The sequence below is a fragment of the Kineococcus aurantiacus genome (assembly GCF_013409345.1).
Lineage (GTDB): Bacteria > Actinomycetota > Actinomycetes > Actinomycetales > Kineococcaceae > Kineococcus > Kineococcus aurantiacus.
Window position 1 is genome coordinate 3259095 of the sequence record NZ_JACCBB010000001.1, and the last position, 13596, is coordinate 3272690.

At 75.6% G+C, this 13596-nt stretch carries 18 protein-coding genes and 1 tRNA gene; 14 read left to right on the forward strand and 5 right to left on the reverse strand.

Annotated features, from left to right (window positions below; translation table 11 throughout):
* The first annotated feature begins 6 nt into the window (after positions 1 to 6).
* From clpS to BJ968_RS15755, 9 genes are all read left to right on the forward strand, one after another.
* On the forward strand, positions 7 to 318 hold the full coding sequence (gene clpS, locus BJ968_RS15715; protein ID WP_425491503.1) for an ATP-dependent Clp protease adapter ClpS: 312 nt from the start codon (positions 7 to 9) through the stop codon (positions 316 to 318).
* Positions 319 to 912 (forward strand): DUF2017 family protein, encoded by a 594-nt coding sequence (locus tag BJ968_RS15720; protein ID WP_179753406.1) that lies wholly within the window; start codon positions 319 to 321, stop codon positions 910 to 912.
* A 10-nt stretch (positions 913 to 922) separates the two neighbouring features.
* Positions 923 to 1756 (forward strand): glutamate racemase, encoded by an 834-nt coding sequence (gene murI / locus BJ968_RS15725; protein ID WP_179753408.1) that lies wholly within the window; start codon positions 923 to 925, stop codon positions 1754 to 1756.
* Positions 1757 to 1844: 88 nt separating this feature from the next.
* Positions 1845 to 2573: a ribonuclease PH gene (gene rph, locus BJ968_RS15730; RefSeq protein ID WP_179753410.1), complete on the forward strand. Its 729-nt coding sequence runs from the start codon at positions 1845 to 1847 to the stop codon at positions 2571 to 2573.
* The gene (gene rdgB / locus BJ968_RS15735) at positions 2570 to 3214 is read left to right on the forward strand and encodes an RdgB/HAM1 family non-canonical purine NTP pyrophosphatase (RefSeq protein ID WP_179753412.1); all 645 of its coding nucleotides are present in this window, start codon (positions 2570 to 2572) and stop codon (positions 3212 to 3214) included. The genes rph and rdgB overlap by 4 nt, the downstream gene beginning before the upstream one ends.
* A complete protein-coding gene (locus tag BJ968_RS15740; protein WP_179753414.1) occupies positions 3211 to 4809 on the forward strand; it encodes a molybdopterin-dependent oxidoreductase in 1599 nt (532 codons plus the stop codon). The genes rdgB and BJ968_RS15740 overlap by 4 nt, the downstream gene beginning before the upstream one ends.
* A gap of 53 nt (positions 4810 to 4862) precedes the next feature.
* Positions 4863 to 5534 (forward strand): fasciclin domain-containing protein, encoded by a 672-nt coding sequence (locus BJ968_RS15745; protein ID WP_179753416.1) that lies wholly within the window; start codon positions 4863 to 4865, stop codon positions 5532 to 5534.
* A 21-nt stretch (positions 5535 to 5555) separates the two neighbouring features.
* Positions 5556 to 6128, forward strand: coding sequence for an ECF RNA polymerase sigma factor SigK (sigK, locus tag BJ968_RS15750; RefSeq protein WP_179753418.1), 573 nt, complete (start codon positions 5556 to 5558; stop codon positions 6126 to 6128).
* Positions 6125 to 6904 carry an anti-sigma factor gene (locus BJ968_RS15755; protein WP_179753420.1) on the forward strand — a complete coding sequence of 260 codons (780 nt, stop codon included), beginning with the start codon at positions 6125 to 6127 and terminating at the stop codon, positions 6902 to 6904. Before sigK ends, BJ968_RS15755 begins: the two co-directional genes overlap by 4 nt.
* A gap of 34 nt (positions 6905 to 6938) precedes the next feature.
* Here the strand turns inward: BJ968_RS15755 and BJ968_RS15760 are convergent.
* Together BJ968_RS15760 and bcp are read right to left on the reverse strand one after the other, a co-directional pair.
* Positions 6939 to 7020 (reverse strand) — tRNA-Leu (locus BJ968_RS15760).
* A gap of 12 nt (positions 7021 to 7032) precedes the next feature.
* Complete coding sequence (gene bcp / locus BJ968_RS15765; protein WP_179753422.1) at positions 7033 to 7518, reverse strand: thioredoxin-dependent thiol peroxidase; 486 nt, start codon at positions 7516 to 7518, stop codon at positions 7033 to 7035.
* 97 nt (positions 7519 to 7615) lie between these two features.
* Between bcp and BJ968_RS15770 the strand changes: the two genes are divergently transcribed.
* The 4 genes from BJ968_RS15770 to BJ968_RS15785 all read left to right on the forward strand — a co-directional run bounded on the left by BJ968_RS15770 (position 7616) and on the right by BJ968_RS15785 (position 10015).
* Positions 7616 to 7906, forward strand: coding sequence for a DUF3618 domain-containing protein (locus BJ968_RS15770; protein ID WP_179753424.1), 291 nt, complete (start codon positions 7616 to 7618; stop codon positions 7904 to 7906).
* A 32-nt stretch (positions 7907 to 7938) separates the two neighbouring features.
* Entirely contained in the window at positions 7939 to 8232 is a 294-nt protein-coding gene (locus tag BJ968_RS15775; protein ID WP_179756807.1) for a GroES family chaperonin, read from the forward strand.
* Entirely contained in the window at positions 8229 to 9557 is a 1329-nt protein-coding gene (locus BJ968_RS15780; RefSeq protein WP_281373202.1) for a cytochrome P450, read from the forward strand. Before BJ968_RS15775 ends, BJ968_RS15780 begins: the two co-directional genes overlap by 4 nt.
* A gap of 104 nt (positions 9558 to 9661) precedes the next feature.
* Entirely contained in the window at positions 9662 to 10015 is a 354-nt protein-coding gene (locus tag BJ968_RS15785) for a hypothetical protein (protein ID WP_179753428.1), read from the forward strand.
* A gap of 7 nt (positions 10016 to 10022) precedes the next feature.
* Here BJ968_RS15785 and BJ968_RS15790 read toward each other — a convergent pair whose 3' ends face one another.
* Positions 10023 to 10481, reverse strand: a complete 459-nt coding sequence (locus BJ968_RS15790) for a hypothetical protein (RefSeq protein WP_179753430.1) — start codon at positions 10479 to 10481, stop codon at positions 10023 to 10025.
* 23 nt (positions 10482 to 10504) lie between these two features.
* On the opposite strand from BJ968_RS15790, the gene BJ968_RS15795 reads away from it, so the two are divergent.
* The gene (locus BJ968_RS15795; protein WP_179753432.1) at positions 10505 to 11464 is read left to right on the forward strand and encodes a LysR substrate-binding domain-containing protein; all 960 of its coding nucleotides are present in this window, start codon (positions 10505 to 10507) and stop codon (positions 11462 to 11464) included.
* Here the strand turns inward: BJ968_RS15795 and BJ968_RS15800 are convergent.
* Complete coding sequence (locus BJ968_RS15800) at positions 11418 to 12266, reverse strand: metal ABC transporter solute-binding protein, Zn/Mn family (protein WP_179753434.1); 849 nt, start codon at positions 12264 to 12266, stop codon at positions 11418 to 11420. The two genes, BJ968_RS15795 and BJ968_RS15800, sit on opposite strands and share 47 nt — an antisense overlap.
* Positions 12263 to 13537 carry a zinc metallochaperone AztD gene (gene aztD, locus BJ968_RS15805; RefSeq protein WP_179753436.1) on the reverse strand — a complete coding sequence of 425 codons (1275 nt, stop codon included), beginning with the start codon at positions 13535 to 13537 and terminating at the stop codon, positions 12263 to 12265. The genes BJ968_RS15800 and aztD overlap by 4 nt, the downstream gene beginning before the upstream one ends.
* Positions 13538 to 13596: the final 59 nt, after the last annotated feature.

A 13596-nucleotide genomic window follows, 5' to 3' on the forward strand; every position in this document is an offset into this window, starting at 1 on the left:
GCCGGGGTGCCTGTCGTGCTGTCCGTGGTCGCGACCGCTCCCACCGAGCTGGAGCGTCCGGAGACCGGTCTCGTCACCTCCCCGGACACCCCCTGGGTCACCCTCGTGTGGAACGACCCGGTGAACCTCATGTCCTACGTGACGTACGTCTTCCGCACCCACTTCGGGTACTCCGAGGCCAAGGCCGAGGCGCTCATGATGGACGTGCACTCCAAGGGCCGGGCCGTCGTCAGCTCCGGCACGCGCGAGTCGATGGAACGCGACGTCGAGGCCATGCACGGCTACGGCCTGTGGGCCACGTTGCAGAAGGACGAGTGAGTGGCCACCTTCCGCAAGGGCCGGCACGGCCTGTTCTCCCTCACCCTGCACGCCTCCGAGGCCGACCTGCTGGCCTCGCTGGCCCGTGAGGTCGTGGAGCTGCTGGAGGTGCCCGAACCGCCGCCCCGCACGGTCGACCCGCTGGCCGCCGAGCTGGGCCTGACCGACCTGCCCTCCTTCGACGCGCCCCCGCTGGCCGCGGACGGGCCCACGGCGGCACCCGAGGACGAGGTCCTGCGGCGGCTGTTCCCCGACGCCTACGCCGCGCAGGACCCGCAGGCCTCGGCCGACTTCCGCCGCTTCACCGAGCGCGGGCTGCGCGAGCGCAAGGCCGCCGCCGCGCGGGGGCTGCTGGAGAGCCTGGAGCCGGTGCTGGGGCAGGGCGGGCGCGTCCAGCTCGACGGCGACGGCGCCCGGACGTGGCTGGCCGCCCTCAACGACATCCGGCTGGCCCTGGGCACCCGCCTGGGGGTGCGCGACGACACCGACGACCCCTACGCCGACCTGGCCGAGGACGACCCGGCCCGGTGGGCGTGGGCCGTGTACGACTTCACCACGCACCTGCAGGAGACCCTCGTGCGGTCCCTGCTGTGAGGGGACGGCTGTGAGCGACCGGGAACTGCCCATCGGCATCTTCGACTCCGGGGTCGGCGGCCTGACCGTCGCCCGGGCCGTGCTGGACCAGCTGCCGCACGAGGCCGTCCACTACGTGGGCGACACCGCGCACGCCCCGTACGGGCCCAAGCCCATCGCCGAGGTCCGCCGGCTGGCCCTGGACGTGCTGGACCGCATCGTGGAGTCGGGCGTGAAGATGCTCGTCATCGCCTGCAACTCCGCCTCGGCCGCCATGCTGCGCGACGCCCGCGAGCGCTACGACGTGCCCGTCGTGGAGGTCATCCAGCCGGCGGTGCGGCGGGCCGTGCGCGCCACCCGCAACGGCCGGGTCGGGGTCATCGGGACGCGGGCGACGATCTCCTCGCGCGCCTACGAGGACGCCTTCGCCGCCGCCCCGCACCTGGCGCTGACGACGGCGGCCTGCCCGGCGTTCGTGGAGTTCGTCGAGCGGGGCGTCACCAGCGGCCCGGAGCTGCTCACCGCGGCCCGCGGGTACCTGGCCCCGGCGATCGCGGCCGACGTCGACACCCTCGTGCTGGGCTGCACGCACTACCCGCTGCTCATGGCGGTGCTGCGCAGCGTCGTCGGCGACGACGTCACGCTCGTCTCCAGCGCCGAGGAGACCGCCTTCGACGTGTACCGCGAGCTGGCGGCGCGGGAGCTGCTGCGCCCCGACGACCTGCCGCTGCCGCGCCACCGGTTCACCTCCACGGGCGACACCCGCACGTTCCGGGCCCTGGCGCAGCGGTTCCTGGGCCCGCAGCTGGGCCCGCAGCTGGTCGACGTGGACGAGACCGGCCCCCTCTACCTCGGCGCCCTCTGACCCGCCCCCCGTGATCGAGCGCTCCGGTGATCGAGCACTCCGGGGGTGGGCGGGTGGCCCGGGCCGCGGGGTCTGGGACGCTGGTGCCGTGAGCGAACGAGCCGACGGCCGTGCCCCCGACGAACTGCGCCCCGTGACCATCACCCGGAACTGGCTCGACCACGCCGAGGGCAGCGTCCTCGTCGAGTTCGGCCGCACCCGGGTCCTGTGCGCGGCGTCCTTCACCGAGGGCGTCCCGCGCTGGCGCAAGGGCTCGGGGCAGGGCTGGGTCACCGCCGAGTACGCCATGCTGCCGCGCTCGACGAACACCCGCAGCGACCGCGAGTCCGTCAAGGGGAAGATCGGCGGGCGCACCCACGAGATCTCCCGCCTCATCGGGCGCAGCCTGCGCGCCGTCGTCGACACCGCGCAGCTGGGCGAGAACACGATCGTCCTGGACTGCGACGTCCTGCAGGCCGACGGCGGCACCCGCACGGCCGCCATCACCGGCGCCTACGTGGCGCTCGCCGACGCCATCGCCTGGGCCCGCGGCAAGGGCATCGTCAAGGCGTCGAAGCAGCCGCTGACCGGTTCGGTGAGCGCCATCAGCGTCGGCGTCGTCGGCGGCGTGCCCGTGCTGGACCTGCCGTACGTCGAGGACGTCGCCGCCGAGACCGACATGAACGTCGTCGTCACCGGCGACGGCCGGTTCGTGGAGGTGCAGGGCACCGCCGAGGGCGTGCCGTTCGACCGCTCCGAGCTCGACGCCCTGCTCGACCTGGCCCTGGCCGGGACCTCGCAGCTGGCCGTCCTGCAGGCCGAGGCGCTCGCCCGGTGAACCGCGTCGTGCTCGCCACCCGCAACCTCCACAAGGTGGGGGAGCTGCGGGCCGTCCTCGCGCCCCTGCTGCCCGACGTGGAGGTCCTGACGGTCGACGCGTTCGAGGGTGTCCCCGAGGTCGCCGAGACCGAGGTCACCTTCGCGGGCAACGCGCTGCTGAAGGCCCACGCGGTCGCCCGCGCCACGGGGGTGCCCGCCATCGCCGACGACTCCGGCATCGCCGTCGACGTCCTGGGCGGGGCCCCGGGCATCTTCTCGGCCCGCTGGTGCGGCCGGCACGGCGACGACGCCGCCAACCTGGAGCTGCTGCTGGCCCAGATCGCCGACGTCCCCGCCGCCCACCGCGGCGGGGCGTTCGTCTGCGCGGCGGCCCTGGCCCTGCCCGACGGCTCCAGCGCGGTCCGCCACGGCGAGCTGCGCGGCACGATCACCACCGCGGCCGCCGGCGGGGGCGGCTTCGGCTACGACCCGGTCTTCACCCCCGCCGGGGCCGACCGCACCCTGGCCGAGCACACCGCCGGGGAGAAGAACGCCATCAGCCACCGCGGCGCGGCGTTCCGGGCGCTGGCCCCCGTCGTCGTCGACGCGCTGGCCGGCCGACCCATCCGGGACCGGTCCGGCTCCGAACGCGAGGGGTGAGGACGACCACGGTCGAGGAGGAGAGCGCGAGCACCGGCGTTGCGGAGGGGAACCGCCGGTGGCACGCGCTCGCGGGTCTGGTGTCGGCGGCGCTGACGCTCGGCGTGGGGCAGCTGGTCGCGGGGATCGCCTCCCCGTCGGCCGCGCCCCTCGTCGTCGTCGGCGACGCCGTCGTGGACCGGGTCCCCGCGTGGTTGAAGGACGCCGCGATCCGCACCTTCGGGTCGCACGACAAGACCGTGCTGCTCACGACCATCGCCGTCGTCGTCGCGCTCCTCGCCGCCCTGGCGGGGGTCCTGGCGCGCCGGCGGCTCGCGGCCGGTGTCGGGGTGGTCGGCGTCCTGGGCGTGGTGGGTGTCGTCGCGGCCGCTTCGCGGCCCGACGCCACCACCGTCTCGCCCCTGCCGTCGGCCCTCGGGGCGGCGGCGGGGACGTACGCGCTGGTGGTGCTCACCCGCCGCCTCACCCGCCGGCGCGCGCAGGGACCGGGGGAACCCTCCCCGGGTCGGGGCGCAGCCGGCGGCCCGCCCCGCCGCGGCGTGCTGCTCGGGGGCACCGCCGCGGCGGCGCTGGCGACGGGGGGAGCGGGGCAGGCCCTCGTGACCTCCCGCAGCGCCGAGCAGTCCCGGGCCCGTGTCGTCCTGCCCGCACCGGCCGACCCCGCGCCCGCGCTGCCGCCGGGGACCGACCCCGCCGACGCCGTCGCGAGCGGCCTGACCACCTACGCGACGCGGACCGCCGACTTCTACCGCGTCGACACCGCCCTCGTCGTCCCCGACGTCCAGGCCGAGGACTGGTCGCTGCGCGTCCACGGCCTCGTCGAGCGCGAACTCACGATCGACTTCGACACCCTCCTGGCCAAGCCGCTGCGCGAGCGCTGGATCACCCTGACGTGCGTCAGCAACGAGGTGGGCGGTTCCTACGTCGGCAACGCCCGCTGGCTGGGTTACCCGCTGCGGGACCTGCTCGCCGACGTCGGCGTGCGCGAGGGCGCCGACATGCTCTTCGCCACCAGCACCGACGGTTTCACCCTGTCCGCGCCGCTGGCCGAGGCCACCGACGGCCGCGACGCGATGCTCGTCGTCGGCATGAACGGTGAGCCCCTCCCGCGCGAGCACGGTTTCCCGGTGCGGATGGTCATCCCCGGGTTGTACGGGTACGTCTCGGCGTGCAAGTGGGTCACCGACCTGGAGGTCACGAGGTTCGCCGACAAGACGGCGTACTGGACCGACCGGGGGTGGGCGGCGAAGGGGCCGATCAAGACGGCCTCGCGCATCGACGTGCCGAAGTCCTTCGCGAAGGTCCGCCGCGGCCGGGTCCCCGTCGCGGGGGTCGCGTGGGCCCAGCACCGGGGGGTCTCGGCGGTGGAGGTCCGGGTCGACGAGGGGGAGTGGGCGCAGGCCCGGCTGCTGCCCTCGGCGTCGTCGGACACCTGGTGCCAGTGGGTCTACGACTGGGACGCCGACGAACCCGGCAGCCACTCGATCCAGGTCCGCGCGACCGACGGCACGGGAACCCCGCAGACCGCGGCGGTCGTCGCGCCCATCCCCGACGGCGCCAGCGGTTACGACTCCGTCACGGTCAGCGTCGAGTAGGAAACATTGCGGCGCAGACCAATCCACGGGCGCCGCGGTGACGAACACCTGACATGAGACGCATCGGAACCCTCTTCGCGATCGCCGCCACCGCAACGCTGGGCCTGGCCGCCTGCGGTGGTGCCGACACCTCCTCCTCGAGCCCCACGAGCTCCACCAGCTCGTCGAGCTCCAGCAGCAGCACCTCCAGCTCGCCGTCGATGACGAGTTCCAGCCCGGCGATGGCGATGGACGGCCCCGTCGGCCCCGGGTGCGCCGACTACGCCGCCGCGAACGCCTCCGGGCCGGCGTCGGTGGAGGGCATGGCGCAGGCGCCGCTGGCCAGCGCCGCCGCCGCGAACCCGCTGCTGAAGACCCTCACGGCCGCCGTGTCCGGTCAGCTGAACCCGCAGGTGAACCTCGTCAACGACCTCAACGGCGGCGAGTTCACGGTGTTCGCCCCGGTGGACGACGCGTTCGCTAAGGTCCCCGCGGCGACGCTGGACGGGCTGAAGACCGACAGCGCGACCCTGCAGAAGATCCTCACCTACCACGTGGTCCAGGGCCGGTTGTCGCCGTCGGAGGTCGTCGGCACGCACACGACGCTGGAGGGGCAGGACGTCACGGTGGCCGGCACGCCGGACGCGCTGACCGTCAACGGCTCCACGAACGTGATCTGCGGCGGGGTGTCGACCGCCAACGCGACGGTCTACCTCGTCGACTCCGTCCTGATGCCGCCCATGTGATCGGGTGACACAGTGGCGGTGATGACGACCTCGAGATCACGCGACGCCGCGGGGACCGGTGCCGACCAGGCGCTGGCCGCCGCGGCGCGCGGTGACCAGGCCGCCTTCGCGTCCTTCTACGACGCGACCGCGGCAGCCGTGCACGGCACGGTCCTGCGGGTGCTGCGCGACCCCGCGCAGTCCGAGGAGGTCGTCCAGGAGGTGTACCTCGAGGCGTGGCGGACGGCCGCCCGCTTCGACCCCGACCGGGGCAGCGCGCGGGGGTGGGTCGTCACGATGGCCCACCGCCGCGCGGTGGACCGGGTGCGGGCCGCGCAGGCCAGCAGCCTGCGGGAGGAGAAGGTGGCGTACCAGGAGGTCGCCCCGTACGACAGCGTGAGCGAGGAGGTGCAGGTGCTGCTGGAGACCGAGGAGGTCCGCCGTGCCCTGTCCTCGCTGAGCCCGCTGCAGCGCGAGGCCGTCGACCTGGCCTACTACGGCGGCCGCACCCACCGCGAGATCGCCGACGAGCTGCAGGTGCCGCTGGGCACCGTGAAGACCCGCCTGCGCGACGGGCTGATCCGGCTGCGCGACGTCATGGGGGTGGCCCGGTGACCGGCACCCCGCAGGACCCCCGCCAGGGCCCCCGCCACGACCCGCTGCTCGCCGCGGCCTGGGCGCTGGACGCCCTCGACGACGACGAGCGCGCCGCCTACGAGGAACGGCTGGACGCCCACCCGGAGGAACGGGCGGACGCGGACTCGTTGCGCGAGACGGCGTCCCGGCTCGCCGTGGGGGCCCAGCCGCCACCGGCGCTGCGCGCGTCGGTCCTGGCCGCCGTCGCGCGGACCCCGCAGGAGGGGCCCGCCGTCGCGCTGTCCGCCGGACCCGCCGTGGTGGACCTGCGCGCCGCCCGCGAGCGCCGTCGCGGCCCGTCGCGGTGGAGCGTGCTCGTCGCGGCCGCCGGGATCGTCGTGGCGGCCGCCGGGGTCGGGGTGGGTTTCGCCGTGCAGCCGGACCCCGCGCCCGTCGCGTCCGCGCAGGAACGTGCGCGCCAGCAGGTCGGGGACCTGCTGGCCACGCCCGGGGCGCGGGTGACGACGGTCTCGGCGACCGGTGGCGGCACCGCGACGCTGGTCAGCGCGGGCGGCCGGGTCGGCGTGGTGACGTCGGGTCTGCCCTCGGCGGGGGCGGGCCGGGGTTACCAGCTGTGGCTGGCGACGGGGGACACCCTGACCTCGGCGGGGATGGTGCCGGTCACTGCCGCGGGCAGCGCGGTGACGGTCGTGGACGCCGGGGCGGCGACGGGGCTGGGGATCTCGGTGGAGCCCGCCGGGGGGTCGGCGCAGCCGACGACGACGCCCGTGGTGTTCACGCCGCTGGTCGTCTGAGCCCGCCGGCCCCGCGGGCCCGGGCGGACCACGGTGCGGGAGAAGGGACTCGAACCCTCACGCCCGGAGGCACAGGAACCTAAATCCTGCGTGGCTGCCAGTTACACCACTCCCGCTCGCCGGTCAGACTACTGGTCCGCGTCCAGGCCCAGGTCCTTGCGCAGCTTCGCGACGTGCCCCTTGGCCCGCACGTTGTACTGCGCGAGCTCGACGACGCCGCGCGGGTCGACCACGACGGTGGAGCGGACCACGCCCACCGTCGTGCGGCCGTAGTTCGTCTTCTCCCCCCACGCCCCGTAGGCCTCCAGCACGGCGTGGTCGGGGTCGGACAGCAGCGGGAAGGTGATGCCGTCGCGCTCGGCGAAGGCCGCCAGCTTCTCGACGCCGTCCTTGGAGATGCCGACCACGGTGTACCCGGAGGCGTTGAGGGCGTCCAGGGAGTCGCGGAAGTCGCAGGCCTGCGTCGTGCAGCCCGGCGTCATGGCGGCCGGGTAGAAGTAGACGACGACGTGCTCGCCGGAGTCGGCCAGCAGCTCCTTCAGCGTGACGGTCGACCCGTCGTGGGCGGTCAGCGTGAAGTCGGGGGCGAGGTCACCGGGCACCAGGCGCGTCATGGGGGGCGACGATAGCCCCGCCGCAGCCCCCGCCAGGAGGGGCGGCCCCGTCTCCGGTACGGTTCGCGGGACGTCCAGAGGAACTCAGGAGGTGGCCGTGGCGGCCAGCGACGGCAAGGCCGAGATCACGACCAGGGACCCCCGCGCTCTCGAGCGCGAGGTGGAGGCGCGCCGCGCCCAGCTCGCGGGCACCATCGACGAGCTCACGTCCCGGCTGGCCCCGGCGGCGATCGCCCAGCGGTCCCTGACGTCGGCGCGCGGCAAGGTCGAGGGCTTCGCGTTCGACCACCGCGGGGGCCTGCGGGTCGAGCGCGTCGTGGCCGTCGGGGTGGCCGTCCTGGGCGTCACCGCGTTCGTCGTGGTCCGCGCCGTCCGCAGGCGCCGCTGACCGTGGCCGTCCCCGAGCAGCTGCCCGTGCGGATGCTGCACGACCGCGTCCTGGTGCTCCCGGACGACGCGGCCGAGCGCAAGTCCTCCGCGGGCATCCTCATCCCGGCGACCGCGGCCGTCGGCAAGCGCCTCAGCTGGGCCGCGGTCGTGGCCGTCGGCCCGCACGTCCGGCAGGTCGCCACGGGCGACAAGGTCCTGTTCGACCCCGAGGACAAGGCCGAGGTCGAGCTGCACGGCAAGGGGTACACGCTCCTGCGCGAGCGCGACCTGCACGCCGTGGCCGCGCCCGGGGACACGGACGGCGGCACCGGGCTGTACCTCTGAACCGGTACTCCCCGCTCGACGCCGCCGGCCCCACGCCGTGGGAGATGGTCCGGTCCGTGCCGCGGATCCTGCGGGCCCCGCACCTGTTCCTCACCGACGTCGGCGCCCGGCACGGGCCGCTGGCGGCGATCCCGTTGCCCCGCACGCCCGTGCTGGTCCTCGCCGACCCCGCCGGGGTCCGCCGCGTCCTGGTCGACAACGCCCGCGCCTACGGCAAGGCGACGGTCCAGTACTCCGCGCTGGCGACGGTCACGGGCCCGGGGCTGCTGGCCGGGGACGGGACGCGCTGGCGCACCCACCGCCGCGTCGTGCAGCCGGCGTTCCACCACGGCGGGCTGCGCGACGTCGCCGGGCACGCCGTGCACGCCGGGCGGCAGCTGGCCGCCGAGGCCGACGCGCTGCCGGCCGGCACCCCCCTGGAGGTGCTGGCGGCCACGTCCCGCGCGGGCCTGGAGGTGGTGGGGCACACCCTGGCCGCCGCGGACCTGTCCCGGGACGCCCCGGCGCTCGTGGAGGCCGTCGGGCGCGCCCTCGAACTCGTCGTGCGGCGCGCCGCGAGCCCGGTGCCGGCCACCTGGCCCACGCCCGCGAGGCGGCGGCTGGCCCGGGAGGTGGCCGCGGTCGACGCGATCTGCGCGCGCATCGTCACCGACCGCGCGGCCCGGTCCGTGGAGGACCCGCGCGACCTGGTGGGGCTCATGCTCGCCGCCGGGATGGACGACCGGCAGATCCGCGACGAGCTGGTGACGTTCGTCGTCGCCGGCCACGAGACCGTCGCCAGCTCCCTCACGTGGACGCTGGACCTGCTGTCCCGCAACCCCTCGGCGCTGGCCGCGGTCCACGACGAGCTGGCCGGGCTGGACGCGGACCCGACGTGGGACGACGTGCCCCGCCTGCCGTACCTGCGCGCGTGCGTCGACGAGGCCCTGCGGCTCTACCCGCCGGCGTGGGTGATCACCCGCCGGGCGCTGGCCGACGACGTCGTCGCCGGGACCGCCGTGCCCGCCGGGACCCTCGTCATCGTCTGCACCTGGGCCCTGCACCGCGACGGGTCCCTGTGGGAGGCCCCCGGGGAGTTCCGGCCCGAGCGGTTCCTGGGCGCCGAGCGGCGCGACCACTACGTCCCCTTCGGCGCCGGGCCCCGGCTGTGCATCGGCCGGGACCTGGCCCTGGTCGAGGAGGTCCTCGTCCTGGCCACGCTGCTGCGGACGCACACGGTGCGGCCGGTGGGCCCGCCGCCGCGCGTGGACGCCCTCGTGACGCTGCGCCCCCGCGGCGGGCTGCCGCTGCACGTCACCCGCCGTTGCGCCGACCGGGTGGTCTGAGGGCGCTCCGGCCGCCCGGGCCTCAGGTCCGGCCCGCGGGGAGCCGATGAGCACGACCCGGCCGACGAGGGCCGGATCCGTCCGCGATGGCGCAGGAGGATGTCGTGAAACCGCTCCACCAGGTCCTGCGGGACCTCGAGTTCGCCGCCCACCAGGGGACCCTGACCCCCTCGTTCCTCGACGACTACGCCCGCCGCCACGGCGAGGGGGTGCTCGCGCTGTACGCCCTCGCCGCCCGCCACGACCTGCCGGTCGCCGCCGAGGACGGCCGCGACGACCACCTCGCCGAGGTCAGGCCGTGGCACGCCGCGGTCGACGTGGCCGCCGTCGAGCGCGCCCTGGACGCCCGCAGCGCCGCGGTCGTGCGCGACGTCCACGCCGCCGCCGACGACGGCCGGCCCGCGGTGCTGCGCAAGCGGGGACGCGGGTCCCACCACCCGGTGCGGCCGGGCGCCTGAGCGGGCGTCAGGGCATCTCCACCGTCTCGGCCCGGCGCACCTCCGCCAGCGCGGTCTCCAGCGCGCGGCGCAGCGGCCGGCCCGGCCCGGTGGCGAGGTCGTGGACCAGCAGCACCGAGTGCTGCAGCACCAGCGCGTGACCGAGGCGGGGCAGTTCCTCGGGGTCGGGGTGCTCGCCGAGGGCGGCGACGAGCACGACCACGAGGACCCGCGGGTCCAGCGCGTCGAACCAGCCCGCGGCGCGCGCCGTCGCGGCGACCGCGTCCCGCACGTCGTCGGCGTCGAGGCCGCCGGGGTGCTGCTCCTCCAGGGCCTGCCGCAGGACGTGGCCGAGGACGACGCGGGCCTGCTCGGCGTCGAAGCCGGCCAGGTCGCCGGTGGCCCGCGCGAACCCCTCCGCGTCGCCCACCGCCTCCACGGCGCGCGTGACGAGGCGGGACAACGACGCAGGGTCCGCGGAGCTCACGGACCCATCATTACCCTCCGAGGGTGTCCCTCGACCGGGTCCCCGACCTCACCTCCCTGCGCCTGCTCGTCGCGGTCGTCGAGTCCGGCTCCATCGGCCGCGGGGCCCGCGCGGTCGGGGTGAGCCAGCAGGCCGCCTCGGACCGGCTGCGGGCCGTGGAGTCGCAGGTGGGGGTCGCGCTGCTGCACCGCAGCCGGCAGGGGTCGCGGCCGACGGAGGCGGGCACGGTCCTGGCCGGCTGGGCCACCCGCCTGCTGGAGGTCGCCGCCGAGGTCGGCGAGGGCATCGCCACGTTGCGCGCCGACCGCCCGCACCGGCTGCGGGTGGCCTCGAGCATGACGATCGCCGAGCACCTGCTCCCGCGCTGGCTGCTGGTCCTGCGCCAGCGCGCCGAGGCGGCCGGGACACCGCCGCACGCGGTCGAGCTGGTGGCGACGAACTCGGTGCGGGTGCTGGCCGCGGTCGCTGACGGCGAGGCGGACCTGGGGTTCGTGGAGGGGCCGGCGGTGCCGCGCGGGGTACGCAGCCGCGAGCTGCTGGGCGACCACCTCGTCGTGGTGGTCGCCCCGGCGCACCCGTGGACGCGGCGGCGGCGGCCCGTGGAGGCGGCCGAGCTGGCCGCCACCGCGCTGGTCTCGCGGGAGACCGGGTCCGGCACCCGCGACGTCCTGGAGCGGGCGTTCGCCGCGGCCGGTGTCGTCCCGGTGCCCCCGGCGGTGGAGCTGACGACCGCGACGAGCGTGCGCGAGGCCGTCCGCGCCGGGGCCGGGGTGGCGGTGCTCAGCCGCCTCGCGGTGGCCGACGACCTCGACGCCGGGCGGCTCGGGGTCGTCGCGGTCGCCGGGCTGGACCTGCACCGGACGTTGCGGGCGGTGTGGACGGGGCCGGCGCGGATGCCGCCGGGCCCGGCCCGCGAACTGCTGGAGGTGGCCTCCGTCAGCAGGTCAGCCCGTCCTGCAGGGCCGTCAGGTTCTGCCGCATGAGGCTCAGGTAGTCCTCGCCCTCGTCCACCCGCTCGACCGGGTGCAGCACGGAGGTCCGCACGCCCAGCTCGGTGGCGAGCTTCTCGGCCACGGCCGGGTTGGCGCTGGCCTCGAAGTAGATGGTCCGCACGGAGTTCTCCCGGGCCACGTCCAGGACGTCGCGGACGCGCGCCGGGGACGGCTCGACGGACGGGTCGATCCCGGCGATCCCGATCTGGCGCAGCCCGTAGCGGTCGGCGAGGTACCCGAACGCCTCGTGCGAGGTGACGAGGGCGGCGTCGCGGCAGGGGGCCAGGGCGGCGGCGTAGTCGGCGTCGAGGTCCGTCATCTCCTGCCGCAGGGCCTCGGCCCCGGCCCGGTAGGCCTGCTCACCGGCGGGGTCGACCTCGGTGAGCTCGTCGGCGACGTCGTCGCCGAGGTCGGCCATCAGCGTCGGGTCGAGCCAGAAGTGCGGGTCCCGGTCGAGGTCGGCGTAGGTGGCGGCGTCGACGAGGTGCTCCGGCGGCCGGGAGGACAGGGCGGCGTCGACGGCCGGCTGCATCGAGGACAGGTGCACCACCACGTCGGCGTCCACGAGGTCGGCCAGCTGCCGGGTCGACACGTCGGCGTCGTGACTGTCGGCGCCGGGGGTGACGATGTTGCCGACGTCGGCGCGCTCGCCCGCCACGACGGCCGCGACGTACTCCAGCGGGTGCGAGGTCGTCACGACCGACAGGCGCCCGTCCGGCTCGCCGGCCGCGGGGGACCCGCAGCCGGCGAGCAGGACGAGGGCGGCGCCGGCCCCCAGGAGGGGGAACCTCACTCGGTGACCTCGCCGGGGACGGCGGTGAGCTCGTTCGGGGTCACCTTCAGCGTGCCGCTGGCGTAGACCTCGCCGGTCTCGATGTCGACCGCGTGGATCTCCTTGGTGGCCGGCTCGGTGACGTACGCGGTGCCGTCCAGGGTGAACACCTGCGGCTGCGGGGCCTGCCAGTCCTCCCGGACCTCCCACGGGTCGACGACAGGGGTGGAGCGGGTGACGGTGCCCGCGGCGGTGTCGATGAGGTGCAGCTGCCCGTCGGTGCCGAGCACGACGCCCTCGCCGTTCTCGCCGCGCCCGAGGGAGCGGTACCAGTAGGAGGTGCCGCCGGGCAGCTCCACGAGGCGCAGGGTCGCGGTGGTGGTGTCGATGAGCGAGACGCGCGTGGTGAGGTCGATCTCGGCGTCGGGGTTCGACTTGTAGTCTCCCAGGACGATCGGGGACTCGTCGGTGCCCCACTGGTTGCCGATGCGGCCGTAGGCGTCGGGGCTCTGGACCTTGGTGATCTCGGTGCCCTTGACGACGAGGACGCCGTCGCTGCAGCCGATGACGACGGTCTCGTCCGCGGCGACGGTCTCGCCGTGGGTGTTCGGGCACTGGTCGTTCGCGGCGATCTCGGCGTTCTGCGTGTCCAGGACGCGGATGCCGGTCCGGGCTTCCTCGGTGCCCTCGGTGACGACCAGCGTGCCGTCGCTGCGCTCGACGGCGACGCCGTGGTGGGCGGACGGGGTGGTGTACTCGCGGACCTCGCCCTCCTCCACGGCGTCGTGGCCGACGTGCTCGGAGTCGAAGGACACGACGTGGCCGGTGCCGTCGTCGAAGAGGGTCGTCTTCCCGGCGTGGCGCACGACGTGGCCTGGCTTCTCAGCCTCGTACACGACGTCGGTGTCGTGCGGCTCGCCGGTGTAGTAGTGGGCGTGGTCGCCGTGCGGCTCGCTCCAGGCGCCGGCGTCCACGACGTGGAAGCCGCCGGCGGCGGACACCACCACGTGACGGCCGTCGCCGGCGGGGTTGAGGCGGGCGAAGCCGTCGAAGGGCAGGTCGGCCAGCACCTCGAAGGTCGCGGCGTCGAGGACCTGGACGCCGCCGTCGTAGGTGACGGCCACGCGGGCCTTGGCGGCGCCGACCTCGGTGGCCTCGGTCTCGGCGGTGTGCCCGTCCCCGGAGGTGGCGGCCGGGGCGGCGGGGGTCTCCGCCGAGCTGCCGCCGCAGGCGGCGAGCAGGGTCAGGGAGAGGGGCAGGGCGGTCAGGACGAGCAGCGGGCTGCGGCGCACGGAGAAGGTCCAACCTGGTCGGGAGCTGTGAACGAGGCGTACCGTAACACGATTGAGAA

Coding starts and splice junctions, on each gene's coding strand:
- BJ968_RS15745 (WP_179753416.1), top strand. CDS start 4,863: ATGAGACGCATCGGAACCCTCTTCGCGATCGCCGCCACCGCAACGCTG.
- BJ968_RS15775 (WP_179756807.1), top strand. CDS start 7,939: ATGCTGCACGACCGCGTCCTGGTGCTCCCGGACGACGCGGCCGAGCGC.
- sigK (WP_179753418.1), top strand. CDS start 5,556: ATGACGACCTCGAGATCACGCGACGCCGCGGGGACCGGTGCCGACCAG.
- bcp (WP_179753422.1), bottom strand. CDS start 7,518: ATGACGCGCCTGGTGCCCGGTGACCTCGCCCCCGACTTCACGCTGACC.